A 26,832-nucleotide genomic window follows, 5' to 3' on the forward strand; every position below is an offset into this window, starting at 1 on the left:
TAAATAACTGATGATTTAGGCGCAAAAAACTTATCTAAACAACGAACTAATATATAAATTAAACAACTCAACAAATAGAAATCGCCCCTCTCCTTTTTATATACTGGAAAAAATTAGCCTTACAATTTTAATAAAAAACCGTTCTTAAAATTTAATAAAAAAAAACCGCCTTTTAAAAACGGTTTTTAAAAATCTAATAAAAAATTGCTCTTTTTATGAAGTAGGCTCTTCTTTAACAGCCGTTGTCTCCATACGTGCATGATCGACAGCACCTTTTGCATCAATATCACGATCCACAAACTCAATAACAGCCATAGGAGCATTATCACCAGTACGAAAACCTGCCTTCATAATACGCAAATAACCACCTTTACGTGATACATAACGTGCTGCTAACGTATCAAACAATTTTACAACATGTTTCGCATCACGAAGAGCTGAAATCGCTTGGCGACGTGCATGCAAATCTCCACGCTTACCAAGCGTAATTAATTTTTCAACAATAGGACGAATTTCTTTAGCCTTTGGAAGCGTCGTCACAATCTGCTCATGCTCAATAAGCGAAGCCGCCATATTTGCAAACATTGCTTTACGATGACTAGCAGTCCGGTTCAGCTTGCGACCTGATTTACTGTGGCGCATAAGCCTTCTCCTTCAATTTTAATTTAATACTGATCTTCATAACGTTTAGCAAGATCATCAATGTTTTCAGGAGGCCACGCAGGAATTTCCATTCCAAGATGGAGCCCCATACATGCGAGAACTTCCTTAATTTCATTCAATGACTTCCGCCCAAAATTTGGTGTCCGAAGCATTTCAGCTTCCGTTTTCTGGATAAGATCACCAATATAAACAATATTATCATTTTTAAGACAATTTGCTGAACGCACTGAAAGTTCTAATTCATCTACCTTTTTGAGCAAGGCTGGATTAAAAGCAAGCTCAGAATCCGGCTCTTCAATCAATTCTTTTTGTGGTTCTTCAAAATTAACAAATACCAATAACTGATCCTGAAGAATACGCGCTGCAAAAGCAATTGCATCTTCACCGTTAACAGCACCATTAGTTTCAATTGTTAATGTCAATTTATCATAATCCAGAATCTGTCCTTCACGTGTATTCTCTACTTTATAAGACACTTTACGAACTGGTGAATAAAGGCTATCAACAGGAATAAGACCTATTGGTGCATCATCAATACAATTTCGTTCCGATGGAACATAACCCTTCCCCGTATTGACAATAAGTTCCATGCGAACTTCTGCATCTTCATCCAATGTGCAAATAACATGCTCCGGATTAAGGATTGCCATATCTCCAATTGTTTGTATATCCCCAGCTTTAACCACACCAGGCCCTTCTTTACACAGAATAACCCGCTTAGGTCCCTCCTCTTCCATACGTATAGCAATCTCTTTGATATTTAAAATAATATCTGTAACATCTTCACGAACACCTGGAATTGACGAGAATTCATGTAAAATACTATCAATTTGTACAGCAGTAACTGCAGCACCGCGAAGTGATGACAACAACACACGACGCAATGCATTTCCTAATGTCAGACCAAAACCACGTTCAAGAGGCTCCGCAACTACACTTACAATATTCGGATCATTATGCGTATGAAACTCAACTTTACTGGGTTTAATTAATTCCTGCCAGTTTTTCTGGATCATATTTTTATTCCTGTTCTTTAGTTCCGTTACCATTCAATCGCAACGGCCAGTGTGAACATCGGAGAAATCTCCGACAATGAAAAACAATACCCAAATTAAACACGCCGTCTTTTACGCGGACGACATCCATTATGAGGGATTGGTGTCACATCACGAATAGAAGTAATTAAAAAGCCAACAGATTGCAATGCACGTAAAGCAGACTCACGACCTGCTCCAGGACCACAAACTTCAACTTCCAATGAACGCATACCATGTTCTTGCGCTTTTTTAGCACAATCCTCTGCTGCAACCTGTGCAGCAAAAGGCGTAGATTTACGTGATCCCTTAAATCCTTGAGCTCCAGCAGATGACCATGCAATTGTATGTCCCTGAGAATCAGTAATAGTAATCATCGTATTATTAAATGTTGAATTGATATGTACAACACCTGATGAAATATTCTTACGCTCGCGACGGCGAACACGCGTGGCTTCCTTGGCCATAGCTTTCCTTTCAATGATCTCTCTACTGCCGTAACACCAGCAGCTCCACCTTATTCGCTTTTGTTTTAAAGTTCAACAAAAACAAAATATCCAAAATAAAACTTCACAATCAATTAAAGCAATTAAAGTTTTTACTTCTTCTTACCAGCAATTGCTTTAGCAGGACCTTTACGTGTGCGTGCATTTGTATGCGTACGTTGCCCACGAACAGGTAAAGAGCGACGATGACGTAAACCACGATAACAGCCAAGATCCATCAAACGCTTCACACTCATCGCAACTTCGCGACGAAGATCTCCTTCAACTTGATAACTTTGGTCTATTGTCTCACGAATCTGTAAAACCTCCGCATCCGAAAGCTCATGTACACGACGCTCTAGAGGAATACCAACTCTCTCGATAATTTCTTGAGCAAATTTTTGTCCAATCCCATAGATATATTGAAGCGCAATAACTACACGCTTATTTGTCGGGATATTGACGCCAGCAATACGGGCCACGCCTACTCTCCTTGAATATGTTAACAGTTTACCATAAAATACCTGAAGCATTTTATAGAAAAAAATGGCTTCGGTTCAAACATGTTCCGAATCCCGTTATTCCTACCGAAATGAATCAAAGCAATTTCTGATAGATTTCATTATAAAAGTCAACTCTTTTCAATTTATTTTTGATAGAGTCCTTCATTTAAAAAGCTCTTTAATTGCGCGCGATACATCAGAAACATCAGCCATTCCATCAACTGTTTTTAGCAATCCAATATCCGAATAGAACTTTGATACAGGAGCTGTTTTTTCGCGATATTCCACTAATCGTTTCGCAAAAGCACCAGGATTATCATCTGAACGAACCTGCTCACCAGAAACAACTGTTTCCTGTACACGCTTTTCTATACGCTCAATCAACGCATCTTCATCAACAATAAGCTCAATAACCGCATCAAGTTGTTCATTCTTTGATTTTAAAATTTGCTGCAATGCCTCTGCTTGTGCCACGGTCCGCGGATATCCATCCAATATAAAACCATCTGCGCAATCACTTTCACTAATACGCTCTGATACAATTCGATTAACAATATTATCAGACACCAAAGAACCAGATTCCATTATCGCTTTAGCTATTTTACCAACTTCTGTTTCTTTCATAATAACCGCACGCAGCATATCACCCGTAGACAACTGAGGAATATTATATTCATCTGTAAGTATTTTAGCTTGCGTACCTTTGCCAGCTCCAGGAGGACCTAAAAGAATCACTCTCATCGTTTTCTTCTACCTCCACGAAGTTTTGATTTTTTAATCAATCCTTTATATTGGTGTGCAATAAGACTCCCCTGAATTTGAGCAACTGTATCAAGTGTAACAGTAACAACAATGAGTAAAGACGTACCACCAAGATAAAAAGGAACATGCAATGTTGATATAATAAACTCAGGAAGTAAACAAATCAGAATAATATAAACGGCTCCAACAACAGTAATACGCGTTAAAACATAATCAATATACTCAGCTGTACGCTCACCAGGGCGAATCCCTGGAATAAAACCAGAATGCCTTTTTAATTGTTCTGCTGTATCACTCGAACTAAATACAATAGCTGTATAGAAAAAGCAAAAAAATGCCATCAAAGCAGCGTAAACAATCATATAAAGTGGTTGTCCATGACCAAGAAAAAAAGAAATAGTTTGGACCCATTGTGGCATTTTATCAGAAAAATTATTAATGGTTGCAGGTAACAATAATAAAGATGAAGCAAAAATTGGAGGAATAACGCCAGCAGTATTTAACTTCAAAGGAAAATGAGACATATCACCTTGAAACATCTGGTTTCCAACTTGACGCTTGGGATACTGAATAATAATCCTCCTTTGTGCACGCTCTACAAAAACAATAACTCCAATAATAAAAACAGCAATAACAACAATTCCGATTAATAAAAAAGTTGATAAATCAGCCTGACTATGAGCAGTTAAAAGTTGAGCAAAAGTAGAAGGGAAATTTGCTACAATACCTGTAAAAATAATTAGGGAAACTCCATTACCAATGCCACGTGACGTAATCTGTTCACCAAGCCACATTAAGAATATTGTTCCACCAACTAATGAAATAACCGCCGAAATACGAAATATTATACCTGGTTCTATAACTATTTGAAGACCCGTTCCTATACCAGTTTCAAGCGCAACTGCAATACCAAAAGCTTGTAAAATTGCCAATATAACTGTCATATAACGAGTATATTGATTGATAATCTTACGGCCTAATTCCCCCTCTTTTTTGAGCGCTTCTAATGAAGGAACAATCGATGTTAACAACTGTACAATAATTGATGCTGATATATAAGGCATTATACCTAACGCAAAAATTGCCATACGTCCAACAGCACCCCCAGCAAACATATTAAACAGTCCTAATACACCAGATGCATGATGTTCAAATGTTTGTCGTAAAACATCGATATTAATGCCAGGTAAAGAAATATAAGTACCAAAACGATATACAAGAAGCGCAGCCAAAGTAAACCAAATACGTTTTTTTAATTCAGTTGCACGCGAAAAAGCGCCAAAATTCATATTGGAAACAAATTGCTCTGCAGCCGATGCCATAAATTTTCTCCAGTTTATAGGGCAAATCTTTAACTTAAATAAGCATATTTTTTAAGACTCAATATTCTTTAATGAATAATCAATAAAAGAGAGGTGCACACTCCCCAGGATTATTTATGCCATAATAATCACTGGGTAGCTTTGCACAAATTAACCTGACCACCAACCTTTTCAATCTTTTTACGAGCCATTGCAGAAGCACCAGAAACGTTAAATGTAATCTTAGCTTTAAACTCTCCATCGGAAAGAAGACGCACGCCATCTTTTACCCGACGAATGATACCAGCCTCTTTTAATGTAACAACATCAACTGACTTCTTAATATCCAATTTACCTACATCAACTGCTAACTGAATACGACCTAATGAAACCTCATTGTAAGCCTTAGAAAAAAAATTCTTAAATCCACGCTTCGGTAAACGGCGATAGATAGGCATTTGCCCTCCTTCAAAACCATTAAGAGACACACCAGAACGTGACTTCTGACCTTTAACACCACAACCACCAGTTTTACCAGTACCCGAACCAATACCACGCCCAATACGTTTACGGCTCTTTGTTGCGCCTCCACGATCACGTAATTCATTGAGCTTCATTTTATATACTCCTGCAACTTTTAATTTTCATCTATAACTCGAACAAGATGCTGAATTTTAGTAATCATACCCCGCACACAAGGGGTATCTTCTAAAATACGGCGGCGATGCATTTTATTTAATCCAAGCCCTTTTAAAGTTGCACATTGCACCTGCGGCTTCCGAATCGGACTTCTAATTTGCTCTATTGTTATAGTCTTGCTAATCTGAGTTTTTTTTTGCATCATTTTTAATTCCCTTTTCAACAAGCCTAAATACTATTCTTCCAAACCAATCAAATTTTGACGGCGAGCCTGCAACACTGAATACTTAATGCCTCGCTGTGCCGCAATATTTTTAGGATGTACCTGGTGCTTTAATGCATCAAAAGTCGCACGCACCATATTATAGGGATTTGACGAACCTAATGATTTTGCAACAATATCTTGCATACCAAGTGTCTCAAAAATGGCACGCATTGGCCCACCAGCAATAATACCAGTACCAGCAGAAGCCGCACGCAACAAAACATAACCCGCACCATGACGACCTTCAATATCATGATGCAATGTACGTCCAGATCGAAGCGGTACGTAAATCATTTCACGTTTTGCAGACTCTGTAGCCTTACGGACCGCCTCAGGCACTTCACGCGCTTTACCATGACCAAAACCAACACGCCCCTTTTGATCTCCAACAACAACAAGAGCAGCAAAACCAAAACGCCGACCACCCTTCACAACTTTAGAAACACGATTAATATGAACAAGTCTATCAATAAACTCACTATTACGCTCATCCCGATCATTACGCTCTTTTTGTGCCATTCCTCATTCCTTTTTCTTTTCCGGAAGCACGCTAACAAAGTATTAGCAGGAAATCAAAGGAACTCACACGAAATATCCTAAAGATCTCCTTACTAAACTTTCTAAGCAATATACTTTAAAAGTTTAAACCACCCTCACGAGCAGCTTCAGCCAAAGCCTTTATTCTACCATGATAAACATATGGCCCACGATCAAAAACAACCTCATTAACACCAACTTTTTTCGCACGCTCAGCAATTAACTTACCAACGACAAAAGCAGCTTCTTTATCAGCACCACTTTTTAAGGAGCTTTTCAAATTCTTTTCAAGAGTACATGCAGAAACAAGAGTATGTCCACTTTTATCATCAATAATTTGAGCATAAATATTCTGATTTGAGCGATAAACACTAAGCCGCAGACGACCATTAGGAACCGATTTAATTTGACGACGAACACGTTGGGCTCTACGCTGGACAATTCCCTTAGAAGAAACCATGTCATGAAATCCTTATTTCTTTTTACCTTCTTTACGAACAATATGCTCATCTGCATACTTAACACCTTTACCCTTATAAGGCTCAGGCGTACGATATTCGCGAATTTCTGCCGCTACTTGTCCAACTTTCTGTTTATCAATTCCGAAAACAATAATTTCTGTTGGCTTAGGAACTGTTATGGTAACATCAGATGGTACTTTATAAATAACATCATGAGAAAAGCCTAATGATAACTGAATATCTTTACCCTGCAAAGCAGCACGATAACCAACACCATTAATTTCAAGTTTTTTTTCAAAACCATCTTTTACACCACAAAAAATATTCTCAATCATCGAACGCGACATACCCCATTTAGAGCGAGCACCCTTTGATTGATCACGCGGTTCTACTAATACAACATTCCCCTCAAGCTTAACTAAAACTTCATCATTAACGACATAACTCAGCTCACCTTTCGGACCTTTCGCCTTAACCAACTGACCATCAACGATAGCGGTAATTCCAGAAGGAACCGGAATGGGTTTTTTTCCAATACGAGACATTGTTCTAACCTGTTTTTCTTCTATTTTCTTAAAATTAATTAGAAAACACGACAGAGAAGTTCTCCACCAACATTTTGTTTACGTGCCTCATGATCGGCCATCACACCATTAGGAGTTGATAAAATTGAAATACCAAGACCATTCGCCACTGGAGGAATAGCTTTAGCAGAAACATAAACACGACGACCTGGCTTTGAAACACGCGAAATTTCACGAATAACAGTTGAGCCTTCAAAATATTTTAGCTCAATTTCAATTGAAGATTTTCCGTTACCGGAAACAACCTGATTATACCCGCGAATATAACCTTCTAATTTTAGAACATCGAGAACCCCTGCACGAAGTTTAGACGCAGGAGTGATGACCTTTCCCTTTTTACGACCAAGTGCATTCCGGATACGAGTCAACATATCACCAAGAGGATCTGACATAGACATTTAATAAACTCCTCTTACCAGCTAGACTTAACAAGTCCGGGAATATATCCCAAAGATCCAAGATTACGTAATGCAATCCGTGACATCTTCAATTTACGATAATAAGCACGCGGACGACCCGAAACTTCACAACGGTTACGAATACGAACTTTCGCAGAATTACGAGGCAACCCCGCCAACTGAATAGAAGCTTTAAAGCGCTCTTCAAGCAAAATTTCCTGATTCATCACGATTGCTTTTAAACGCGCACGACGTGCAGCATAACGCTTGACCATCCTTTCACGACGTCTATTTTTTTCAACGGCACTCACTTTGGCCATAATTTCACCTCACTATATTTGCCGTTACGAACGAAACGGAAAATTAAAAGCACGCAACAACTCACGCGCTTCATCATCTGTTTTTGCTGTCGTACAAACAATAATATCCATACCCCAAATCTGATCAACTTTATCATAGTTAATTTCTGGAAATACAATATGCTCTTTAATACCCATAGCAAAATTACCACGACTGTCAAAACTCTTTGGATTCAAACCACGAAAATCACGAATCCGTGGAAGCGCAATTGTAACAAGACGATCCAAAAACTCAAACATACGATCTTTACGTAGTGTTACTTTAGCGCCAAGCGGCATTCCTTCACGCACTTTAAAGGTTGCAATAGAATTGCGTGCATAGGTAACAACAGCTTTTTGACCTGCTATCAATGCCAAATCTCCAGCTGCAATAGATGGTTTTTTTGAATCAGCTGTTGCCTCACCAATCCCCATATTAATCACAATCTTATCAACACGGGGAATTTGCATTTCATTTTTATAATTAAACTTCTCTTGAAGTATTTTACGAACCACTTCAAAATAATGCGTCTTCATACGCGGCTTTTGTTTTTTCTCAGCCATTAATTGATTCTCCCGAACGCTTGGCAAAACGAACCTTATCACCATTAGCATTCAAACGGAAACCTACACGAGTAGGCTTACCATCTCTAGGATCAGAAAGCGCCAAATTAGATAAATGAATAGGAGCTTCCTTAGAAATAATCCCAGCTTCTTGTTTCTGTGTTTGACGTTGATGACGTTTAACGAGATTAAGCCCAAAAACAAGAGCATTATTTTCCTTCGGATTCACCTTGATGACCTCACCTTTGCAACCTTTATCCTTACCGGACAAGACAATCACTTTATCACCTTTTCGAATCTTTTGCATAACATTCACCCCTTACAACACTTCAGGAGCAAGAGAAATGATCTTCATATGGTTTTTACCACGAAGTTCTCGGGGAACTGGTCCAAAAATACGCGTACCAATCGGCTCTTTCTTATTATCAACTAAAACAGCAGCATTTCTATCAAAACGAATTACGCTACCATCTACGCGACGAATATCTTTGGCAGTACGAACTACTACAGCTTTTATCACGTCTCCTTTTTTTACACGTCCACGAGGAATAGCATCCTTAACCGAAACAACAATGATGTCGCCAACCAAAGCATACTTCCGCTTTGAACCGCCTAACACTTTGATGCACATGACACGACGTGCACCAGAATTATCTGCAACATCGAGATTTGTTTGCATCTGAATCATGAATGGTCACCTTTTCTTAAACATCCACATCCGGATGTGTCTTTGATACACCCGAACTCGCCCGCTAAATAATGATAAAGCTTTTGTTTCAAAATCCACCTACGGATATAAACCAAGATTAAATTTAAAAACAACTCACCTAACTAACTACGCTACACTATCTTTAACAACAATCCAACGCTTATCTTTCGAGATTGGTTTAGATTCCTGAATAAAAATCCGATCTCCAATTTTGAACTGATTATTTTCATCATGCGCTTTATACTTTTTAGATTGCCGAACCGTCTTTTGGAGCAACGGATGAGAATAACGACGCTCCACCTTGACAATAACAGTTTTATCACTCTTATCACTAACGACAACACCTTGCAGAATGCGTTTAGGCATCTTCTAACTTCCTTAATCTTTATTTTCGTTCATTTTCTGACGAAGAAATGTTTTAATACGTGCAATGTTGCGACGAACTTGTTTAACACGTGCAGTCTTCTCTAACTGACCTGTTGCTTTCTGAAAACGCAGATTAAACTGCTCTTTTTTTAAGTTAGCCAATTCATTTTTCATTTGATTGAGCGTTTGCGCTCGTAATTCTGCAGCTTTCATCGCTTAACCTCTTTATTCAGCAATACGCTGTACGAAACGAGTTTTAACAGGAAGTTTTGCTGCACCTAACCTAAGTGCTTCACGTGCCACATCCTCAGAAACCCCATCAAGTTCAAACATAACACGTCCAGGCGCAACGCGTGCTGCCCAATAATCAACACTTCCCTTACCTTTACCCATACGAACCTCCGTTGGCTTAGATGTAACAGGAACATCCGGAAAAATACGAATCCATACACGACCAGAACGCTTCATATAACGTGTAATTGCACGACGCGCCGCCTCAATTTGACGAGCAGTAATACGCTCTGGCTCAATAGCTTTCAAACCGTAAGCACCAAAATTCAAGTCTGTTCCACCTTTCGAAGAACCATGAATACGACCCTTAAATTGTTTACGGAACTTTGTGCGCTTTGGCTGCAACATTGCTCTCTACTCCAAAATTTCTAACTCAATCACAAAAATTAAACATTTTCGCGGCGACGATTCAATAAAGAATTCGAATGATCACCCTCCGTAGCACGACGCTCTGAAGCCATTGGATCATGTTCAAGAATTTCACCCTTAAAAACCCAAACTTTAACACCACAAATACCATAGGCAGTTTTAGCTTCTGCTGTACCATAATCAACATCAGCCCGCAATGTATGTAGCGGAACACGACCTTCACGATACCATTCCATACGAGCAATTTCAGCCCCCCCAAGACGACCAGAGCAATTAATACGAATCCCCTCAGCCCCAAGACGCATAGCGGATTGAACGGCACGCTTCATTGCACGCCGAAAAGCAACACGACGCTCAAGCTGCTGAGCAATGGACTGAGCAATAATTGTAGAATCAATCTCTGGTTTACGAATTTCAACAATATTCAGTGAAGTTTCAGCATCAGTCATCTCTGAAAGTTTGCGACGCAGCTTTTCAATATCAGTACCTCTTTTACCAATGATGAGACCAGGACGCGCCGAATGAACAGTTATACGACACTTTTTATGAGGACGCTCAATAACAACCTTAGAAACAGCTGCTTGCTTTAATTCTTCGATTATATATAAGCGAATTTTTACATCTTCATGAAGAAGACGCCCATATTCACCACTATCAGCATACCACCGTGAATCCCAGGTCCGATTAATTCCAAGACGAAGCCCTATTGGATTGATCTTCTGTCCCATTACACACCCCCCCTTTTTTCTATAACTTCACGCACAATAATAGTGAGATGAGAAAATGGGCGCTTTACTCGACTAGCCCGACCACGCCCTCGAACATGAAAACGCTTCATTACAATAGATTTGCCAACATATGCTTCTGCAACAATCAAGGAATCAATATCAAGATCATGATTATTCTCTGCATTAGCAATCGCTGATTCAAGAGTACCCCTAACAGTACTAGCAATACGCTTACGTGAAAATGTCAAATCAGCTAATGCCATATCAACTTTTTTGCCACGAATCATTGCAGCAACTAAATTAAGCTTCTGCGGACTAACACGAATTGTTCGGGCGACAGCTTTCGCCTCAATATCTTTAAGTTGGCGTGGAGCCTTAGCTTTGCCCATTCCTACTTCCTCTTCGCTTTTTTATCTGCACCATGCCCATAATAGGTTCGGGTGGGAGCGAATTCACCAAATTTGTGCCCAACCATCTCTTCAGAAACAGAAACAGGGATATGTTTATTGCCGTTGTAAACACCAAAAGTCAAACCAACAAATTGTGGCAAAATAGTAGAACGACGACTCCACATTTTAATAACCTCATTACGCCCGCTAGCGCGAACTTTTTCTGCTTTCTTAAGAAGATAGCCGTCAACAAACGGACCTTTCCAAACTGAACGAACCACTTTAGACTACCTTTCCTATTTCTTACGCTGATGACGCGAACGCATAATAAATTTGTCAGTAGCTCTATTGGAACGTGTACGCCTACCTTTCGTAGGTTTCCCCCAAGGAGATACTGGGTGACGACCACCTGATGTACGACCCTCACCACCACCATGCGGGTGGTCAACTGGATTCATAGCAACACCACGAACATGCGGACGCTTACCACGCCAACGTGACCGACCAGCTTTACCATCGCTAATATTTCCATGATCAGGATTTGAAACAGCACCAACCGTTGCAAAACAATTACCTGAAATCAAACGTTGCTCACCAGAATTAAGACGAAGAATAGCCATCCCTTCATCTCTCCCAACCAATTGTACATAAGCTCCTGCTGAACGTGCAATTTGACCACCTTTTCCAGGTTTCATTTCAACGTTATGAACAATAGTACCAATAGGCATATTACTAAGAGGCATTGCATTGCCTAACTTAACATCAACATTTAAACCAGCAATAACAGAATCACCAACATCAAGACGCTGTGGCGCAAGAATATAACTTAATTGCCCATCTTCATAACGAATCAACGCTATAAAAGCCGTACGGTTCGGATCGTATTCCAAACGCTCAACTTTTGCAAACATATCACGCTTGATACGCTTAAAATCAACAAGCCTATAAGTACGCTTATGACCACCACCTTGAAAACGGGCAGTAATTCTACCACGATTATTGCGTCCACCTTTTGACGACAACCCCTCTGTTAGTTTCTTTATGGGTTTACCTTTATAAAGATCAGAACGATCTACGATAACAAGCTGACGCTGTCCGGGCGTAGTCGAATTAAAGTGCTTAAGTGCCATTATTCTTACCTCCGAACCTTTTATAAACCTGTTGAAAAGTCAATTGATTGATCTTTAACGAGTGTTACAATTGCTTTTTTGATATTACTCTGCCGACCAACAATACCTTTGAAACGCTTCATTTTACCCTTACGAACCACTGTATTTACTGCCTTAACCTTTACATTAAAAAGTGCTTCAATAGCAGTCTTAATTTCAGGTTTTGTTGCTTTCTGAGCAACATTAAAAACAACTTGATTATACTCAGAAAGCATAGTCGACTTCTCAGTAATAACTGGACTTAAAATTATATCATAATGGCGAAGGTTCGTCATTTGAAACGCTCCTCAAGTGTCTCAACAGCTTCTTTTGACAAAACAAGCTTGCTGCGACGCAAAATATCATAAACATTAATCCCCTGAACTGGTAAAACATCAATATTAGGAATATTAGATGCTGCACGAAAAAAATTCATATCAACTTTTTTTCCACCAATTAACAAAGCATTATTGAAACCAAGTTTAGAAAAATTCTCATTCAGCGCTTTTGTTTTTGCATCTCGAATACTAAGCTTATCAACAATAATCAAACTATCTGTTTTTAATTTGACTGATAAAGCTAAGCGCAATCCAAGAGCACGAACTTTTTTAGGAAGACTATGCTCATGACTCCGCATCACCGGACCATGTGCTTTACCACCGCCTCGAAATTGTGGCGCCCGAGCAGAAGAATGACGAGCGCGCCCAGTTCCTTTTTGTTTAAACATTTTCGCTCCTGTTCGTGATACATCAGACCGTCCCTGTGACTGATGTGTCCCTTTTTGACGACGCGCAAGCTGCCAACGAATAACACGCTGTAAAATATCCTCACGAGGAGTAAGACCAAAAATATTTTCAGAAACTTCCAATTTACCAGCTTCTTTACCATCAAGAGTTTTTACCACAAGATCCATTATTCAATTCCCTCAGTTTCAGAAACTTCTGCCATTAAGGGAATTACTCCCACTTCTTCTTTAACAAGCTGACGAACACCAGCAGGTTTTGGTGCATTATCAGGAAGACGCTTCTTTATAGCATCTCGCACTAAAATCCAAGACCCTTTAGAACCAGAAACAGAACCACGCACTAAAATTAAACCACGATCAACATCCGTAGAGACAACTTCGATATTTTGAGTTGTTACACGCACTTGCCCCATATGACCAGCCATTTTTTTGCCTTTAAACACTTTTCCAGGATCTTGACATTGACCTGTTGAGCCATGAGCACGATGTGTAATCGAATTGCCATGTGAAGCACGATGTCCACCAAAATTATGCCGCTTCATAACACCAGCAAACCCTTTACCAATACTTATACCTGTTACATCAACCCTTTGACCTGGCACAAAATGTTCCACTGTAATTTCAGTACCAACATCAAGTAAATTATCAGGACTAACACGGAATTCTGCTATTTTAGCTTTTGGCTCAACTACAGCTTTAGCAAAATGCCCACGAAGAGCTTGGGACGTATTTTTGATTTTAGCAAGCCCTACACCTAATTGAACAGCAGTATAACCATTCTTTTCAACTGTACGTTGAGCAACAACTTGACATTTATCTAAACGAAGCACGGTTACTGGAACATGCTCACCAGCATCATTATAAATACGGGTCATACCTAACTTCTGTGCTATTACACCTGAACGCATTGGGAATGTTCCTTCTGTCTTCAAACCTCAGAGCTTGATTTCAACATCTACACCAGCAGAAAGATCAAGCTTCATAAGCGCATCTACCGTCTGCGGTGTCGGATCAACAATATCAAGAAGGCGCTTATGTGTACGCATTTCAAACTGCTCACGACTCTTCTTGTCAATATGTGGACCACGATTAACCGTAAACTTCTCAATCCGCGTTGGAAGCGGAATAGGACCACGAACATTAGCACCAGTGCGCTTAGCGGTTGACACAATCTCACGCGTCGATGCATCAAGAATCCGATGATCAAATGCCTTTAAACGAATACGGATATTCTGGCCATTCATACTCTTTATTTCCCTAACATATGAAATGCCTCTAATAATCAAAGACATTTCTTAATAATTATTTCACCTATTCAATAATTTTAGATACGATACCGGCCCCAACGGTGCGCCCCCCTTCTCGGATAGCAAAACGAAGCTTCTCTTCCATTGCAATTGGCACAATCAAAGAAACATCCATAGCAACATTATCACCTGGCATAACCATTTCCGTTCCTTCAGGGAGGGTAACTATACCGGTAACATCTGTTGTACGAAAATAAAATTGCGGGCGATAATTCGTGAAAAATGGTGTGTGACGACCCCCTTCATCTTTCGTTAAAATATAAGCCTCAGCTTTAAACTTAGTATGAGGCGTAACAGAACCAGGCTTCGCCAATACTTGACCACGCTCAATCCCCTCACGATCAACACCACGAAGCAAAGCTCCAATATTATCACCAGCCTGACCTTGATCTAAAAGTTTGCGGAACATTTCGACTCCGGTAACTGTCGTCTTAGATGTAGGACGTATACCAATAATCTCTATTTCTTCGCCAACTTTAATAACACCACGTTCAACACGACCCGTAACAACCGTTCCTCGACCAGAAATAGAAAAAACATCCTCTATAGGCATCAAAAACGGCTGATCAACTGGACGCTCAGGCGTCGGTATATACTTATCAACTTCACTCATCAAAAGACGAACAGAATCTTCACCTATGCTCTTATTAGAATCCTCAAGCGCTGCTAAAGCCGAACCCTTAACTATGGGAATATCATCACCAGGAAAATCATATTTCGATAAAAGCTCACGAACTTCAAGCTCCACAAGCTCTAAAAGCTCGCTATCATCAACCTGATCAACCTTATTGAGAAAAACAACAATCGCTGGAACACCAACCTGACGCGCCAACAAAATATGCTCACGCGTTTGAGGCATAGGTCCATCTGCTGCAGAAACAACTAATATGGCACCATCCATTTGCGCCGCTCCTGTAATCATGTTCTTAACATAATCCGCATGACCAGGACAATCAACATGAGCATAGTGACGGCTCTCCGTTTCATACTCAACATGCGCAGTAGATATCGTTATACCACGCGCCCGCTCTTCAGGCGCCGCATCAATTTGGTCATATGCTTTAAATTCACCAAAATATTTCGTAATCGCTGCCGTCAATGAGGTCTTCCCATGGTCAACATGACCAATCGTTCCTATATTAACATGCGGCTTCGTACGTTCAAATTTGCTCTTTGCCATTTGAGCTCTCCATTTTCTGTTCAAACTATGAACTAAGTTTAAAATTAATATACGATCATAAATTACGTATATTGATTATGCATATTTCTTCTGAATCTCCTGTGCTACAGCCAAAGGAACAGGCTCATAATGATCAAATTGCATTGTATATTGAGCTCGCCCCTGTGTCATCGACCGAAGTGTATTTACATAACCAAACATATTCGCTAAAGGAACCATCGCATTCACAACTGTCGCAACACCACGAGCCTCAGTACCTGAAATTTGACCTCGACGAGAATTTAAGTCACCAATCACATCTCCAACATAATCTTCTGGCGTCACAACCTCCACTTTCATAATCGGCTCAAGCAGCTGAGCACCAGCTTTTTGCGCACCTTCCCGAAATGCTGCACGCGCAGCAATTTCAAAAGCTAAAACAGAAGAATCTACATCATGATAGCCACCATCAATCAAAGTAGCTTTTACACCAAGCATAGGAAACCCTGCAAGAGGGCCTGACCCCATAACACTTTCAATACCTTTTTGGACACCTGGAATATACTCTTTAGGAACGGCACCACCAACAATTTTTGACTCAAAAACGAAATCATCACCATCATGAGGCTCAAAAATAATTTTCACACGAGCAAATTGCCCAGCTCCCCCAGACTGTTTCTTATGGGTATAATCAATTTCAGCAACTTTTGTTATCGATTCACGATAAGCCACTTGAGGCTGCCCGACATTTGCTTCAACCTTAAATTCACGCCGCATACGATCAACAATGATATCAAGATGAAGCTCACCCATTCCAGCAATAATCGTCTGACCAGATTCTTCATCCGTTTTAACACGAAATGAAGGATCCTCCGCAGCCAAACGATTAAGAGCAAGACCCATTTTTTCTTGATCTGCCTTTGTTTTCGGCTCAATAGCAATTTCAATAACAGGTTCAGGAAATTCCATCCGCTCCAAAATAACGGGCTTCAAAGGATCACAAAGAGTATCACCCGTTGTTGTCTCCTTAAGACCAGCAAGAGCAACAATATCACCCGCAAATGCTTCTTCAATATCCTCACGAGAATTAGAATGCATCTGAAGCATACGCCCCAAACGCTCTTTCTTTTTTTTCACAGTATTCTCAAGAGAAATACCTTTTTGAATTTTACCAGAATAAATACGACAAAAAGTCAACGATCCAACAAACGGATCATTCATAATTTTAAAAGCAAGCATAGAAAGCGGAGCTTCATCTGAAGACTCACGAATTACCTCAATTTCAGTCTTAACATCAAGACCACTAATAGCTGGAACATCAACCGGAGAAGGAAGATAAGAAATCACAGCATCTAAAAGAGGTTGAATACCTTTATTTTTAAAAGCCGTACCACAAAGAACTGGATGAAACTGAACTTCGATTGTCCCTTTACGAATAAGAGCAACAAGCTGCTCATTAGTCGGCATAATCCCCTCCAAATATGCCTCTGTTGCCACCTCATCAACCTCAACAGCCATCTCAATCAATTTTTCGCGGTATTCTTCTGCTTTCTCCCTTAATCCAGAAGGTATCTCACCCACTGTAGCCGAAGCCCCAATAGAACCATTCCATGTCAACGCCTTCATTTCTATAAGATCAACAACACCCTCAAAATCATTTTCAGCACCAATCGGCAACTGCACAACAAGTGCTTTAGCACCCAATCGCGAAGCAACCATTTCTACACTACGATAAAAATCGGCCCCAACCTTATCCATTTTATTAACAAAAACCATACGGGGCACATGATATTTCTCAGCTTGCCTCCAAACAGTTTCTGTTTGAGGCTCTACACCAGCATTCGCATCCAACAATGCTATTGCACCATCAAGAACACGCAAAGAGCGCTCAACCTCAATTGTAAAATCAACGTGACCAGGCGTATCAATGATATTAAAGCGTCGCTTTCGACCATCACGACCTTCCCAAAAAGTAGTCGTCGCAGCAGATGTAATCGTAATACCACGCTCCTGCTCCTGCTCCATCCAATCCATTGTAGAAGCACCATCATGCGTTTCACCGATCTTATGATTCTTACCGGTATAGAATAAAATACGCTCTGTCATCGTGGTTTTACCGGCATCAATATGCGCCATAATACCAAAATTACGATAATCCTCAATTTTATATTCGCGAGCCATTCTTTTTTTGCCTTAGATCTTTTTCAAACATACCTACCAGCGATAATGAGAAAACGCACGATTAGCCTCAGCCATACGATGAACATCTTCTCGCTTTTTCACCGCAGAACCACGATTATTAGCAGCATCAACCAACTCACCAGAAAGGCGATCAATCATTGTTGTTTCATTACGCCCACGCGCCGCTGCAATCAACCAACGAATAGCTAAAGCCTGCCGACGATCAGGACGAACATCAATTGGAACTTGATAAGTAGCACCCCCAACACGACGTGAACGAACTTCAATATGTGGAGCAACATTTTCCAACGCCTGATGAAACAAAATCACAGGATCTGTCTTAACCTTATTCCCAACAGAATCAAGAGCACCATAAACAATACGTTCAGCTACTGATTTTTTACCATCAAACATAATGGCATTCATAAATTTTGTAATAACCAAATCACCAAATTTGGGATCTGGATTAATTTCACGTTTCTCTGCTCTATGGCGACGGGACATTGGCTTTGTCTCTCAAATATTTATTTCGGACGCTTTGCGCCATATTTAGAACGACGCTGTTTACGATTTTTAACACCCTGAGTATCAAGCAAACCACGAACAATGTGATACCGGACTCCTGGTAAATCCTTTACACGACCACCACGAATCATCACAACAGAGTGCTCTTGAAGATTATGCCCCTCTCCGGGAATATAACCAATCACTTCAAACCCATTTGTCAAACGAACCTTAGCAACTTTCCGAAGAGCAGAATTTGGTTTCTTCGGTGTCGTTGTATATACACGAGTACAAACACCACGCTTTTGCGGATTTGCCTGAAGGGCAGGAACCTTATTGCGCTTAACTGGCACTACACGCGGCTTTCTAATCAACTGATTTACGGTAGGCATGTAACCTTCCTCTTTAACAATCTGCGTTCGTTGTTCCCATTTGGGCTTTCATTTATCTATATCTACTCCAATAATATTCAGAATAAATATATGTTCATAATACAAAATCGGGCACGACTGCACAAACAGCTTACCCGACTACCAGCATAGGAGGCCACAACCTCTTGCATTAACATTTGTTTTTAGATCTTACAAACTTCTCTTAAGATGAATGCAAATCACCTTAATTCTCAATGCGCTTTCGTACTGATCATAGCAGCTTTTAATAGCGAGAACATATACATTCGTCAAGTACTAAACATCAGAAAAGTTTGTAAAAGTAAAAATTCAAAAAACAAAAAAGCTAATACATAAAATAATAGACTCATACAATAAAAATGGCTCCAACTATTAAAAATGGCTCCAATACATTGGGGGTAATTGCATAATATCTAATAGAACAACTTGCTAATTACAGATCTGGTACTTAAAATTAACAGTATGAAAATAGCAACATGGAATATAGCTGGTATAAAAGCGAGACATGAAACATTATGTAAATGGCTAAAACAGAATCAACCTGATGTAGTTTGCTTACAAGAAATTAAAAGTATTGATGAGAATTTCCCACGTAATACAATTGAAGATTTAGGCTATCATGTAGAAACGCATGGACAAAAAAGCTTCAATGGCGTTGCAATTCTTTCTAAAAAAATACCTGATGAAATTACTCGTCGATTACCAGGTAATCATAATGATAAGCAAGCACGTTATATTGAAGCTGTTTATTCAACAAATAAAAGAAGCATTCGTGTTGCTTCCCTCTATCTTCCAAATGGCAATCCCATCAATAGTGAGAAATACTTTTATAAAATAGAATGGATGAAGAGATTGTACACACATGCAAAATCATTACTTGCATATGAAGAACCTTTAATCCTTGCTGGTGATTATAATGTTATTCCGACCTCATTAGATGCAAAAAATCCGCAAGAATGGAAAAATGATGCTTTATTCCTTCCACAAATAAGAGAAATATTTCAGTGTATTACTCACTTAGGTTTTTATGACGCTATCCGAAATGTAACAGACATCCCATCATTTAGTTTTTGGGATTTTCAAGCTAATGCATGGAAAAAAAATAACGGTATACGCATTGACCATTTATTATTATCACCAGAGGCTGCAGATCAGCTGATTTGTGCATATAGCCAAACAGAGGTAAGAGGATACCAAAGGCCGTCAGACCACATTCCCATTTGGGTCGAGCTCAACTGTGATTAATTAAGATATAATAGGATATATAAAAAAAAATCCCACCTAAAATAATAAATATGCTACATCACATACTGAAATATATCCTGAATACAGTAACAAGAATAAAGAATTATTATAAAAATGGAGGAAATAATGAGAAAATCATTTTTAATATTTATTGCAGCAATTTTTACGGGATTAACAAGCATTGCTCACGCTACAAATGATACACTTGAGAAAATTAAAAGAACAGGAGAAATCACTTTAGGTGTTCGCGAATCATCAGGTCTGGCCTATGCGCTTGGCAATGGAAAATATACAGGTTTCCACACTGAAATGGCAGAACATATTATTAACGATATCTCAAAAAAAATTGGTCAACCAATCAAAGTTAATTATCTGCCCATTACATCACAAAATCGAATCCCTCTACTGAAAAACGGTACTTATGATTTTGAATGTGGATCGACAACAAATGATTCTGCTCGGAAGAAAGAAGCTGCCTTTGCATACACAACCTATGTTGAATCGGTTAAAATCGCTGTAAAGAAAAATTCTGGCATTAAATCTATTGATGATTTAAATGGTAAAAAAGTCGCAACAACCACTGGTACAACAGCTGTGCAGCTCATCCGTAAAAATAAACGTCAAAAAAACATTCATTTTGAAGTTGTAAACGGTAAAGACCACGGAGAGAGTTTCCTATTACTAGAATCTGGCCGAGCTGATGCATTTGTCATGGATATATCGATTCTCTCTGCAAACATTGCTAAATCAAAAAATCCATCTGATTATGTAATTCTTGATGCTACACTTTCCGTTGAACCTATCGCTTGTATGCTCCGCTTAAATGACAAAAATTTTGAACAAGTCATTAACGATAGTATCGTACGCCAAATTAATGATGAATCACTCGCGAAACTTTATAATAAATGGTTCATGGAACCAATTCCCCCTACAAATACTATCATCAATCTTCCTCTGTCTAAAGAAACTCGATATGCTTGGGAGAATCCAAATAATAAGCCACGGGAAGCTTATATAGAAAATAATCTATAAAATCATTACAAGAGAATAACCATACTCCTTACAAATTAGGTATAGTCATATTCTGAATTTTTCAATACACTTAGCCTATGTCAATATAGCTGATTTATTCTCTCTATTTAGCAACTGATTAACTTGAGGAAAATCAATTAATGGACTTTTCGTTCCTTTGCAAAGATGATCTTAATCATACACTGGTAGCCGGATGTCTCGGAACTCCTGGCATAAGTCATACCTATTTGGATACACTCCTCGATGGTTTTAAAAATACGGCCATATTATCTATCTATTCATTGATACTGGCTGTATTTGTAGGCGTTATTATAGGAATGATACGTACCTTGCCCAAAACTTCCATCATTAATAATTTTTTACGTGCTATTGGCACTTTTTGGGTAGAAATTATGCGTAATATTCCTTTACTTGTTCAAGTATTTCTATGGTATTTTGTCGTGCCTAAAATTTATCCACCTGCAATGAATTTTCCACCCATCTTATTAATAATCTGTGCTTTAGGTTTTTTTACATCTGCGCGTATCGCAGAGCAAGTTCGCTCTGGCATTGAATCTATTCCTTCTGGACAGCGTTATGCTGCAATGGCAATGGGATTTAATACTTACCAGAGCTATCGTTACATTATATTACCACGTGCTATTCGCACAATCATGCCACCACTCACTTCAGAAGCAATGGGCATTGTAAAAAATTCATCTATAGCGTTCGCTGTTTCTATTAATGAATTAATGCAATTTCAATATCAAACAATTGAAGAAGTAAGTCATGTTTATGAAAACTATCTACTTGTTACAATCCTTTATATTATCATATCTCTTTTCATATTTGTCCTTATGACAATAATTGAGAGAATGATTAGAATTCCCTGTTTTCAAACAGAGGGGTGTTAAATATGATAGTAGAATTTATAAATACCTATTCTCCTTTTAATTTCTCAGAATTTGATTTTTCGTTTTTTACTTTCGATATATTCTATTCTTATATTTTATCAGGGTTGCTTTTTAGCGTTTTTCTAACGATTGTTACAACGGTATTTGGTCTCATCTTTGGCATATTATTGGCAATGATGCGTCTTTCTTCCCTTAAGCTGCTTTCTATAATTGCTACAATTTATATTACTGCCATGCGATCAATACCGCTTGTAATGGTTATTTTATGGTTTTTTGTGCTTCTGCCTTTTATAATAGGCACATCAATCGGTGCTAATAAATCAGCATTAATTACTTTTACCGCGTTTGAAGCCGCTTATTTTGCTGAAATTATGCGCGCTGGTATACTTTCAATTTCGCAAGGACAAAAACATGCAGGTCAAGCTCTTGGGATGACATATTGGCAAAATATGCGCATTGTGATTCTTCCCCAAGCCTTCAGAAATATGCTACCAATCTTTTTAACACAAATCATTATCCTGTTTCAGGATACAACACTTGTCTATGCAATCAGCGGCAATAGCCTTTTGAATGGATTTGATATCGTTTCAAACAATTTCGGTGTAAAACAAGAGGCTTATATTTTAGCAGCAATTTTCTATTTTGTGATCTGCTTTACATTATCGCAAATAGTTTCATTCTTGCAGAAAAAAATATCCATTATTCGCTAACAGGGGAGAAAATAATGTCTACTCATATGATCGAAATAAAAAATGTTTCTAACTGGTATGGCGAAGTTAACATTCTTAAAAACTGTACGACCAATATCAATAAAGGAGAAGTAGTTGTAGTTTGTGGACCGTCAGGATCAGGTAAATCAACCCTCATAAAAACCATTAATGCTCTAGTACCTTTTCAAAAAGGTGAAATTTGGATTGATGGTATACCAGTTCATTCAAAAAAAACCAATTTATCCAAATTACGTAGCCACGTAGGAATGGTATTTCAACACTTTGAGCTTTTCCCACATTTATCCGTAACGGAAAATTTAACTATTGCACAAATTAAAGTTTTAAAACGCAGTAAAAAAGAAGCGCTTGAGCGTGGCTTATTATATCTTGAACGCGTTGGACTCATTGAATGCAAAGATAAATATCCTGGCCAACTTTCCGGAGGGCAACAGCAACGTGTTGCTATTGCACGCTCTTTAACTATGGATCCACTTGTTATGCTCTTTGATGAACCAACTTCTGCTTTAGATCCAGAAATGGTAGGCGAAGTATTAGACGTCATGATAGGCTTAGCAGAAGAAGGTATGACAATGATTTGTGTCACTCACGAAATGAACTTCGCTCAAAAAGTATCAAAGCGTATAATTTTTATGGATCAAGGAATGATACTCGAAGACTGTTCGTCTGAAGACTTTTTTTCTAACCCACAAGCCAGAATGCCAAGGACTCAAGAATTTTTATCAAAAATCCTTCATTCTTAACCATTACATTGTAATTCAGATTATATATAACCTAAATTTTAATTGCGTGCACCTAAGAATTGTTGTTTTTCAATAAAATCAACAATTCTTAATGCTGTTGTGTATTATATTTAATTTTACCTAAAAGTAAAAAAGTGAATTCTTAAATGGAAAAGCTCAATATCAACCTTACGCATTGATTATTTAATAAATCCCAATTAATATTATTCCATACAGATTCTTTCCTCAAATATTATATTTCCCAAAATAATCTGAGCAAACAGACCGCTTTTTCAATTATATATCTAAATTATCATACTTCTTATATAAGATTTTCTTCTCTTATTAATTTTTGCATAAATAGTATCTAGATATTTACTAATTTATGAAGCCTCACTTAATCATAAATTTAGTAACCGATGTACATGCATAAATCATCTAAGATACCATCTCAAATATTTTTTTAATCTTCAAAATAAATATAAAATCTGAATTAAATCAGCCGTTCTAAAGCAACAGATACTTTCTTTTTTGCATCATATAGCTCTGTAATTCTTTTACGTTCAATCTCAATAATTTCCTGTTTTGCATTTGCTATAAATTTTGGATTATTTAATTTAATTAATATTTTTTCAATATCTCGTTCAATTTTATCCATATCCTTTTTCAAACGAGCGCGTTCAGCATCTAAATTAATCAACTGCCCCAATGGTAAACAAAAAGTTGTCTCTCCTAAAATTATTTGGGCTGACATGGCAGGAGACTGATCAGAAAAACAAATTTCTTCAATACGTGCTAATCTTTTAAGAATAGTCTCATAACGATGTACACGCTCTTGAATTACTTGCCCTCCTTCTAAAATTACGAGAGGTGCCAGTGCACTTACTGGAACATTCATTTCAGCACGCACAGAACGGATACCACTAACTACATCAATAATCCAACTAATATCATTTGCAGCTTCTTCATCTTTAAATGTTACTTGTGGCCATTGCATTAATGCTAACATATTCTCGCGCTTCATATCTTGCATTGCCGTAAGAGACCATAACTCCTCTGTTACATGAGGCATAAAAGGATGAAGAAGTTTATAAACTTCATCAAGGACCCAAGCTGTACATGCTTGTGCCTCCTTTTTAGAATCTTCATTTGAACCTTGAAATACAGGTTTAAGAAGTTCAAGATACCAATCGCAGAATGCATTCCAAATGAACCGATAAAGTGCGTGAGCAGCATCATTAAATTTATAGTTTTCAATGCCCTTAGTAACTGCCGAAACGGTTTTGGATAATTCTGTTAAAATCCAACGGTTAATCGCAAGTTTTGTTTTTTCTGGTTTGAAAGATAAACCATGCCTAACACCATTCATTTCAGCAAATCGGGTAGCATTCCACAATTTCGTAACAAAATTACGGTAGCCTGCAACACGTGAGGAATCAAGTTTTACATCACGACCTTGCGCTGCCATAATAGCTAAAGTAAAGCGTAGCGCATCTGCGCCATATTGATCAATGAGTTCCAACGGATCAACAATATTTCCCTTCGATTTTGACATCTTTGCGCCATACTGATCCCGCACGAGAGCATGTACATAAACAATTGGGAAAGGTACTTCTCCCATAAAGTGCATACCCATCATCATCATACGAGCAACCCAGAAAAAGATAATATCAAATCCAGTGACCGATAAAGATGTTGGATAAAAAGTTGCTAACTCAATTGTTTTATCAGGCCAACCTAGCGTTGAGAAAGGCCAAAGAGCAGATGAAAACCAAGTATCTAAAACATCCTGATCACGTGTTAATTGAACTGTTTTACCATAATAAGATAAAGCAGAATCTAAAGCCTCTTTTTCATTTTTTTCAACAAAAATCATACCATCAGGACCATACCAAGCAGGTATCTGATGCCCCCACCATAATTGACGAGAAATACACCAAGGCTGAATATTCTGCATCCAATTAAAATAAGTTTTTTCCCAACTAGCTGGAATAAATTTTGTTTTCCCTTGGCGAACAGCTTCTATCGCTGGCTTTGCTAATTCTGCAGCATTGACATACCACTGATCTGTTAAAAGTGGTTCAATGGGTACTCCACTTCGATCACCATGAGGAACAACATGAGGATGATCATTAAAAGTTACACAATAGCCTCTTTCTTCCATCAAAGAAACAATTCGATTTCGTGCAACAAAACGATCAACTTTATCTAAATGCTCTACCAGCTCCTTCAATTCATCAGATAAAACTAAACCATCAAAAAATGCCTCATTATCACGCAAAAAAATCTCAGCCTTTTGTGTCAAAATATTAATTAAGCCTAAATTGTGCCGCTGTCCTACTTCAAAATCATTAAAATCATGCGCCGGTGTGATTTTTACAGCTCCACTCCCCTCATCAGGATTGGCATAAGAATCACCAACAATTAACAATTTGCGACCAACAAGTGGTAAGATAGCATTTTTTCCTATGAGACCTTTATAACGATCATCTTCAGAATTAACCGCAATACCCGTATCCCCTAGCATTGTCTCAGGACGTGTTGTCGCAACTGTTATAAAAGTTGTAGAATCATTCGGATCAAAAACTTTTCCTTCAAGTGGATACCTAAAATACCACAAATAACCTTTAACTTCTTTCAGTTCAACTTCAAGATCCGAAATAGCCGTCAACAACTTTGGATCCCAGTTGACTAAACGCTTGTCCTTATATATCAATCCTTGCTTGTAAAGCGTAACAAAAACTTCACGAACAGCCTGAGATAAACCCTCATCCATTGTGAATCGCTCACGTGACCAATCGCATGAAACGCCAAGACGTTTGAGTTGATTAGTAATAATCCCTCCGGCTTCATGACGCCATTTCCAAACGCGTTCAATAAATTTTTCTCTTCCCATTTCTTGACGCGCTGGCTCTTGATGTTCTGCAAGTTGTCGTTCAACAACCATTTGCGTGGCAATCCCTGCATGATCCATACCCGGTTGCCACAGCACATTTTTGCCTTGCATCCGTTGAAAACGCACTATAATATCCTGAATTGTCGTATTTAATGCATGCCCCATATGAAGTGAGCCTGTGACATTCGGCGGTGGCAACATAACACAAAAAGATTCTGGCTCTAGCTCTAAGTTTACCTTTGTTTTAAAAGCTCCACACTTTTCCCATTCTTTTGCAATTCGTGGCTCCACAGAAGCAGCATTATAGTTTTTTTCTAGCATCTTATCCACTTAATTCATAATACCGCTGAAAAAACAATTATGGTCAAAAACTAGCTACGCCACATGCAAAACACTATTTATCTAAATAGCTTTATAAAACCATGTTCGAACTCTAACAACCAAATTAAATAGCAGATTATATAACGAGTTTAAAA

At 38.5% G+C, this 26,832-nt stretch carries 37 protein-coding genes; 5 read left to right on the forward strand and 32 right to left on the reverse strand.

Annotated features, from left to right (window positions below; genetic code table 11):
* Positions 1 to 213 precede the first annotated feature (213 nt).
* The 31 genes from rplQ to rpsL all read right to left on the reverse strand — a co-directional run bounded on the left by rplQ (position 214) and on the right by rpsL (position 18,822).
* Positions 214 to 642 carry a 50S ribosomal protein L17 gene (rplQ, locus tag M4Z11_RS03505; RefSeq protein ID WP_249676304.1) on the reverse strand — a complete coding sequence of 143 codons (429 nt, stop codon included), beginning with the start codon at positions 640 to 642 and terminating at the stop codon, positions 214 to 216.
* A gap of 23 nt (positions 643 to 665) precedes the next feature.
* A complete protein-coding gene (locus M4Z11_RS03510; protein WP_249676306.1) occupies positions 666 to 1,679 on the reverse strand; it encodes a DNA-directed RNA polymerase subunit alpha in 1,014 nt (337 codons plus the stop codon).
* A 95-nt stretch (positions 1,680 to 1,774) separates the two neighbouring features.
* Positions 1,775 to 2,164, reverse strand: a complete 390-nt coding sequence (rpsK, locus tag M4Z11_RS03515; protein ID WP_249676308.1) for a 30S ribosomal protein S11 — start codon at positions 2,162 to 2,164, stop codon at positions 1,775 to 1,777.
* A gap of 131 nt (positions 2,165 to 2,295) precedes the next feature.
* On the reverse strand, positions 2,296 to 2,664 hold the full coding sequence (gene rpsM, locus M4Z11_RS03520; RefSeq protein ID WP_078680093.1) for a 30S ribosomal protein S13: 369 nt from the start codon (positions 2,662 to 2,664) through the stop codon (positions 2,296 to 2,298).
* Positions 2,665 to 2,847: 183 nt separating this feature from the next.
* Positions 2,848 to 3,426: an adenylate kinase gene (locus tag M4Z11_RS03525; protein WP_249676311.1), complete on the reverse strand. Its 579-nt coding sequence runs from the start codon at positions 3,424 to 3,426 to the stop codon at positions 2,848 to 2,850.
* On the reverse strand, positions 3,423 to 4,769 hold the full coding sequence (gene secY / locus M4Z11_RS03530; protein ID WP_249676313.1) for a preprotein translocase subunit SecY: 1,347 nt from the start codon (positions 4,767 to 4,769) through the stop codon (positions 3,423 to 3,425). The genes M4Z11_RS03525 and secY overlap by 4 nt, the downstream gene beginning before the upstream one ends.
* Positions 4,770 to 4,897: 128 nt before the next feature.
* The gene (rplO, locus tag M4Z11_RS03535; RefSeq protein ID WP_249676316.1) at positions 4,898 to 5,365 is read right to left on the reverse strand and encodes a 50S ribosomal protein L15; all 468 of its coding nucleotides are present in this window, start codon (positions 5,363 to 5,365) and stop codon (positions 4,898 to 4,900) included.
* A 20-nt stretch (positions 5,366 to 5,385) separates the two neighbouring features.
* Complete coding sequence (gene rpmD, locus M4Z11_RS03540; protein WP_249676319.1) at positions 5,386 to 5,592, reverse strand: 50S ribosomal protein L30; 207 nt, start codon at positions 5,590 to 5,592, stop codon at positions 5,386 to 5,388.
* Positions 5,593 to 5,622: 30 nt separating this feature from the next.
* A complete protein-coding gene (gene rpsE / locus M4Z11_RS03545; protein WP_249676323.1) occupies positions 5,623 to 6,171 on the reverse strand; it encodes a 30S ribosomal protein S5 in 549 nt (182 codons plus the stop codon).
* A 115-nt stretch (positions 6,172 to 6,286) separates the two neighbouring features.
* A complete protein-coding gene (gene rplR, locus M4Z11_RS03550) occupies positions 6,287 to 6,649 on the reverse strand; it encodes a 50S ribosomal protein L18 (RefSeq protein WP_249676326.1) in 363 nt (120 codons plus the stop codon).
* Positions 6,650 to 6,661: 12 nt separating this feature from the next.
* Positions 6,662 to 7,195 (reverse strand): 50S ribosomal protein L6, encoded by a 534-nt coding sequence (gene rplF, locus M4Z11_RS03555; RefSeq protein ID WP_249676329.1) that lies wholly within the window; start codon positions 7,193 to 7,195, stop codon positions 6,662 to 6,664.
* 38 nt (positions 7,196 to 7,233) lie between these two features.
* Positions 7,234 to 7,632 (reverse strand): 30S ribosomal protein S8, encoded by a 399-nt coding sequence (gene rpsH, locus M4Z11_RS03560; protein ID WP_249676331.1) that lies wholly within the window; start codon positions 7,630 to 7,632, stop codon positions 7,234 to 7,236.
* 14 nt (positions 7,633 to 7,646) lie between these two features.
* Positions 7,647 to 7,952, reverse strand: a complete 306-nt coding sequence (gene rpsN, locus M4Z11_RS03565; RefSeq protein ID WP_249676334.1) for a 30S ribosomal protein S14 — start codon at positions 7,950 to 7,952, stop codon at positions 7,647 to 7,649.
* 24 nt (positions 7,953 to 7,976) lie between these two features.
* Positions 7,977 to 8,534, reverse strand: coding sequence for a 50S ribosomal protein L5 (gene rplE / locus M4Z11_RS03570; protein ID WP_249676336.1), 558 nt, complete (start codon positions 8,532 to 8,534; stop codon positions 7,977 to 7,979).
* Positions 8,527 to 8,841, reverse strand: a complete 315-nt coding sequence (rplX, locus tag M4Z11_RS03575) for a 50S ribosomal protein L24 (RefSeq protein WP_249676339.1) — start codon at positions 8,839 to 8,841, stop codon at positions 8,527 to 8,529. The genes rplE and rplX overlap by 8 nt, the downstream gene beginning before the upstream one ends.
* 12 nt (positions 8,842 to 8,853) lie before the next feature.
* Entirely contained in the window at positions 8,854 to 9,222 is a 369-nt protein-coding gene (gene rplN / locus M4Z11_RS03580; protein WP_249676344.1) for a 50S ribosomal protein L14, read from the reverse strand.
* 147 nt (positions 9,223 to 9,369) lie between these two features.
* On the reverse strand, positions 9,370 to 9,609 hold the full coding sequence (gene rpsQ / locus M4Z11_RS03585) for a 30S ribosomal protein S17 (RefSeq protein ID WP_078680083.1): 240 nt from the start codon (positions 9,607 to 9,609) through the stop codon (positions 9,370 to 9,372).
* A 12-nt stretch (positions 9,610 to 9,621) separates the two neighbouring features.
* Positions 9,622 to 9,822, reverse strand: coding sequence for a 50S ribosomal protein L29 (gene rpmC / locus M4Z11_RS03590; protein ID WP_249676348.1), 201 nt, complete (start codon positions 9,820 to 9,822; stop codon positions 9,622 to 9,624).
* Between the two features lie 12 nt (positions 9,823 to 9,834).
* Complete coding sequence (rplP, locus tag M4Z11_RS03595; RefSeq protein WP_249676352.1) at positions 9,835 to 10,248, reverse strand: 50S ribosomal protein L16; 414 nt, start codon at positions 10,246 to 10,248, stop codon at positions 9,835 to 9,837.
* 38 nt (positions 10,249 to 10,286) lie between these two features.
* Entirely contained in the window at positions 10,287 to 10,997 is a 711-nt protein-coding gene (gene rpsC, locus M4Z11_RS03600; protein WP_249676354.1) for a 30S ribosomal protein S3, read from the reverse strand.
* Positions 10,997 to 11,386 carry a 50S ribosomal protein L22 gene (rplV, locus tag M4Z11_RS03605; RefSeq protein WP_249676359.1) on the reverse strand — a complete coding sequence of 130 codons (390 nt, stop codon included), beginning with the start codon at positions 11,384 to 11,386 and terminating at the stop codon, positions 10,997 to 10,999. The genes rpsC and rplV overlap by 1 nt, the downstream gene beginning before the upstream one ends.
* A 2-nt stretch (positions 11,387 to 11,388) precedes the next feature.
* Positions 11,389 to 11,667, reverse strand: a complete 279-nt coding sequence (gene rpsS, locus M4Z11_RS03610) for a 30S ribosomal protein S19 (RefSeq protein WP_035006078.1) — start codon at positions 11,665 to 11,667, stop codon at positions 11,389 to 11,391.
* A 15-nt stretch (positions 11,668 to 11,682) separates the two neighbouring features.
* Positions 11,683 to 12,516, reverse strand: a complete 834-nt coding sequence (rplB, locus tag M4Z11_RS03615; protein ID WP_249676365.1) for a 50S ribosomal protein L2 — start codon at positions 12,514 to 12,516, stop codon at positions 11,683 to 11,685.
* 20 nt (positions 12,517 to 12,536) lie between these two features.
* On the reverse strand, positions 12,537 to 12,830 hold the full coding sequence (locus M4Z11_RS03620; RefSeq protein WP_249676369.1) for a 50S ribosomal protein L23: 294 nt from the start codon (positions 12,828 to 12,830) through the stop codon (positions 12,537 to 12,539).
* Positions 12,827 to 13,447, reverse strand: a complete 621-nt coding sequence (gene rplD, locus M4Z11_RS03625) for a 50S ribosomal protein L4 (RefSeq protein WP_249676375.1) — start codon at positions 13,445 to 13,447, stop codon at positions 12,827 to 12,829. Before rplD ends, M4Z11_RS03620 begins: the two co-directional genes overlap by 4 nt.
* On the reverse strand, positions 13,447 to 14,187 hold the full coding sequence (gene rplC, locus M4Z11_RS03630; RefSeq protein ID WP_249676380.1) for a 50S ribosomal protein L3: 741 nt from the start codon (positions 14,185 to 14,187) through the stop codon (positions 13,447 to 13,449). Before rplC ends, rplD begins: the two co-directional genes overlap by 1 nt.
* 27 nt (positions 14,188 to 14,214) lie before the next feature.
* Positions 14,215 to 14,523, reverse strand: coding sequence for a 30S ribosomal protein S10 (gene rpsJ / locus M4Z11_RS03635; protein ID WP_007477064.1), 309 nt, complete (start codon positions 14,521 to 14,523; stop codon positions 14,215 to 14,217).
* 67 nt (positions 14,524 to 14,590) lie between these two features.
* Positions 14,591 to 15,766 carry an elongation factor Tu gene (gene tuf, locus M4Z11_RS03640; protein ID WP_249676279.1) on the reverse strand — a complete coding sequence of 392 codons (1,176 nt, stop codon included), beginning with the start codon at positions 15,764 to 15,766 and terminating at the stop codon, positions 14,591 to 14,593.
* Positions 15,767 to 15,841: 75 nt separating this feature from the next.
* Entirely contained in the window at positions 15,842 to 17,926 is a 2,085-nt protein-coding gene (gene fusA / locus M4Z11_RS03645) for an elongation factor G (protein ID WP_249676384.1), read from the reverse strand.
* Positions 17,927 to 17,959: 33 nt separating this feature from the next.
* The gene (gene rpsG, locus M4Z11_RS03650) at positions 17,960 to 18,430 is read right to left on the reverse strand and encodes a 30S ribosomal protein S7 (protein WP_249676386.1); all 471 of its coding nucleotides are present in this window, start codon (positions 18,428 to 18,430) and stop codon (positions 17,960 to 17,962) included.
* Positions 18,431 to 18,450: 20 nt separating this feature from the next.
* Positions 18,451 to 18,822, reverse strand: a complete 372-nt coding sequence (gene rpsL, locus M4Z11_RS03655) for a 30S ribosomal protein S12 (RefSeq protein ID WP_035006089.1) — start codon at positions 18,820 to 18,822, stop codon at positions 18,451 to 18,453.
* Between the two features lie 480 nt (positions 18,823 to 19,302).
* On the opposite strand from rpsL, the gene xth reads away from it, so the two are divergent.
* The 5 genes from xth to M4Z11_RS03680 all read left to right on the forward strand — a co-directional run bounded on the left by xth (position 19,303) and on the right by M4Z11_RS03680 (position 23,481).
* Positions 19,303 to 20,085, forward strand: coding sequence for an exodeoxyribonuclease III (gene xth, locus M4Z11_RS03660; protein ID WP_249676389.1), 783 nt, complete (start codon positions 19,303 to 19,305; stop codon positions 20,083 to 20,085).
* Between the two features lie 126 nt (positions 20,086 to 20,211).
* Positions 20,212 to 21,117, forward strand: a complete 906-nt coding sequence (locus M4Z11_RS03665; protein WP_249676391.1) for an amino acid ABC transporter substrate-binding protein — start codon at positions 20,212 to 20,214, stop codon at positions 21,115 to 21,117.
* Between the two features lie 140 nt (positions 21,118 to 21,257).
* The gene (locus tag M4Z11_RS03670) at positions 21,258 to 22,010 is read left to right on the forward strand and encodes an amino acid ABC transporter permease (protein WP_249676394.1); all 753 of its coding nucleotides are present in this window, start codon (positions 21,258 to 21,260) and stop codon (positions 22,008 to 22,010) included.
* A 2-nt stretch (positions 22,011 to 22,012) separates the two neighbouring features.
* Entirely contained in the window at positions 22,013 to 22,720 is a 708-nt protein-coding gene (locus M4Z11_RS03675; RefSeq protein ID WP_249676398.1) for an amino acid ABC transporter permease, read from the forward strand.
* A 14-nt stretch (positions 22,721 to 22,734) separates the two neighbouring features.
* Positions 22,735 to 23,481 carry an amino acid ABC transporter ATP-binding protein gene (locus M4Z11_RS03680; RefSeq protein ID WP_283772499.1) on the forward strand — a complete coding sequence of 249 codons (747 nt, stop codon included), beginning with the start codon at positions 22,735 to 22,737 and terminating at the stop codon, positions 23,479 to 23,481.
* A gap of 472 nt (positions 23,482 to 23,953) precedes the next feature.
* Here M4Z11_RS03680 and M4Z11_RS03685 read toward each other — a convergent pair whose 3' ends face one another.
* Entirely contained in the window at positions 23,954 to 26,677 is a 2,724-nt protein-coding gene (locus M4Z11_RS03685) for a valine--tRNA ligase (protein ID WP_249676400.1), read from the reverse strand.
* Positions 26,678 to 26,832: the final 155 nt, after the last annotated feature.

Origin of the sequence: Bartonella bilalgolemi (assembly GCF_023500045.1) — a bacterium.
GTDB lineage: Bacteria > Pseudomonadota > Alphaproteobacteria > Rhizobiales > Rhizobiaceae > Bartonella > Bartonella bilalgolemii.

Coding starts and splice junctions, on each gene's coding strand:
- rplQ (WP_249676304.1), bottom strand. CDS start 642: ATGCGCCACAGTAAATCAGGTCGCAAGCTGAACCGGACTGCTAGTCAT.
- M4Z11_RS03510 (WP_249676306.1), bottom strand. CDS start 1,679: ATGATCCAGAAAAACTGGCAGGAATTAATTAAACCCAGTAAAGTTGAG.
- rpsK (WP_249676308.1), bottom strand. CDS start 2,164: ATGGCCAAGGAAGCCACGCGTGTTCGCCGTCGCGAGCGTAAGAATATT.
- M4Z11_RS03525 (WP_249676311.1), bottom strand. CDS start 3,426: ATGAGAGTGATTCTTTTAGGTCCTCCTGGAGCTGGCAAAGGTACGCAA.
- secY (WP_249676313.1), bottom strand. CDS start 4,769: ATGGCATCGGCTGCAGAGCAATTTGTTTCCAATATGAATTTTGGCGCT.
- rplO (WP_249676316.1), bottom strand. CDS start 5,365: ATGAAGCTCAATGAATTACGTGATCGTGGAGGCGCAACAAAGAGCCGT.
- rpmD (WP_249676319.1), bottom strand. CDS start 5,592: ATGATGCAAAAAAAAACTCAGATTAGCAAGACTATAACAATAGAGCAA.
- rpsE (WP_249676323.1), bottom strand. CDS start 6,171: ATGGCACAAAAAGAGCGTAATGATCGGGATGAGCGTAATAGTGAGTTT.
- rplR (WP_249676326.1), bottom strand. CDS start 6,649: ATGGTTTCTTCTAAGGGAATTGTCCAGCGTAGAGCCCAACGTGTTCGT.
- rplF (WP_249676329.1), bottom strand. CDS start 7,195: ATGTCTCGTATTGGAAAAAAACCCATTCCGGTTCCTTCTGGAATTACC.
- rpsH (WP_249676331.1), bottom strand. CDS start 7,632: ATGTCTATGTCAGATCCTCTTGGTGATATGTTGACTCGTATCCGGAAT.
- rpsN (WP_249676334.1), bottom strand. CDS start 7,952: ATGGCCAAAGTGAGTGCCGTTGAAAAAAATAGACGTCGTGAAAGGATG.
- rplE (WP_249676336.1), bottom strand. CDS start 8,534: ATGGCTGAGAAAAAACAAAAGCCGCGTATGAAGACGCATTATTTTGAA.
- rplX (WP_249676339.1), bottom strand. CDS start 8,841: ATGCAAAAGATTCGAAAAGGTGATAAAGTGATTGTCTTGTCCGGTAAG.
- rplN (WP_249676344.1), bottom strand. CDS start 9,222: ATGATTCAGATGCAAACAAATCTCGATGTTGCAGATAATTCTGGTGCA.
- rpsQ (WP_078680083.1), bottom strand. CDS start 9,609: ATGCCTAAACGCATTCTGCAAGGTGTTGTCGTTAGTGATAAGAGTGAT.
- rpmC (WP_249676348.1), bottom strand. CDS start 9,822: ATGAAAGCTGCAGAATTACGAGCGCAAACGCTCAATCAAATGAAAAAT.
- rplP (WP_249676352.1), bottom strand. CDS start 10,248: ATGTTGCAGCCAAAGCGCACAAAGTTCCGTAAACAATTTAAGGGTCGT.
- rpsC (WP_249676354.1), bottom strand. CDS start 10,997: ATGGGACAGAAGATCAATCCAATAGGGCTTCGTCTTGGAATTAATCGG.
- rplV (WP_249676359.1), bottom strand. CDS start 11,386: ATGGGCAAAGCTAAGGCTCCACGCCAACTTAAAGATATTGAGGCGAAA.
- rplB (WP_249676365.1), bottom strand. CDS start 12,516: ATGGCACTTAAGCACTTTAATTCGACTACGCCCGGACAGCGTCAGCTT.
- M4Z11_RS03620 (WP_249676369.1), bottom strand. CDS start 12,830: ATGACGAACCTTCGCCATTATGATATAATTTTAAGTCCAGTTATTACT.
- rplD (WP_249676375.1), bottom strand. CDS start 13,447: ATGGATCTTGTGGTAAAAACTCTTGATGGTAAAGAAGCTGGTAAATTG.
- rplC (WP_249676380.1), bottom strand. CDS start 14,187: ATGCGTTCAGGTGTAATAGCACAGAAGTTAGGTATGACCCGTATTTAT.
- rpsJ (WP_007477064.1), bottom strand. CDS start 14,523: ATGAATGGCCAGAATATCCGTATTCGTTTAAAGGCATTTGATCATCGG.
- tuf (WP_249676279.1), bottom strand. CDS start 15,766: ATGGCAAAGAGCAAATTTGAACGTACGAAGCCGCATGTTAATATAGGA.
- fusA (WP_249676384.1), bottom strand. CDS start 17,926: ATGGCTCGCGAATATAAAATTGAGGATTATCGTAATTTTGGTATTATG.
- rpsG (WP_249676386.1), bottom strand. CDS start 18,430: ATGTCCCGTCGCCATAGAGCAGAGAAACGTGAAATTAATCCAGATCCC.
- rpsL (WP_035006089.1), bottom strand. CDS start 18,822: ATGCCTACCGTAAATCAGTTGATTAGAAAGCCGCGTGTAGTGCCAGTT.
- xth (WP_249676389.1), top strand. CDS start 19,303: ATGAAAATAGCAACATGGAATATAGCTGGTATAAAAGCGAGACATGAA.
- M4Z11_RS03665 (WP_249676391.1), top strand. CDS start 20,212: ATGAGAAAATCATTTTTAATATTTATTGCAGCAATTTTTACGGGATTA.
- M4Z11_RS03670 (WP_249676394.1), top strand. CDS start 21,258: ATGGACTTTTCGTTCCTTTGCAAAGATGATCTTAATCATACACTGGTA.
- M4Z11_RS03675 (WP_249676398.1), top strand. CDS start 22,013: ATGATAGTAGAATTTATAAATACCTATTCTCCTTTTAATTTCTCAGAA.
- M4Z11_RS03680 (WP_283772499.1), top strand. CDS start 22,735: ATGTCTACTCATATGATCGAAATAAAAAATGTTTCTAACTGGTATGGC.
- M4Z11_RS03685 (WP_249676400.1), bottom strand. CDS start 26,677: ATGCTAGAAAAAAACTATAATGCTGCTTCTGTGGAGCCACGAATTGCA.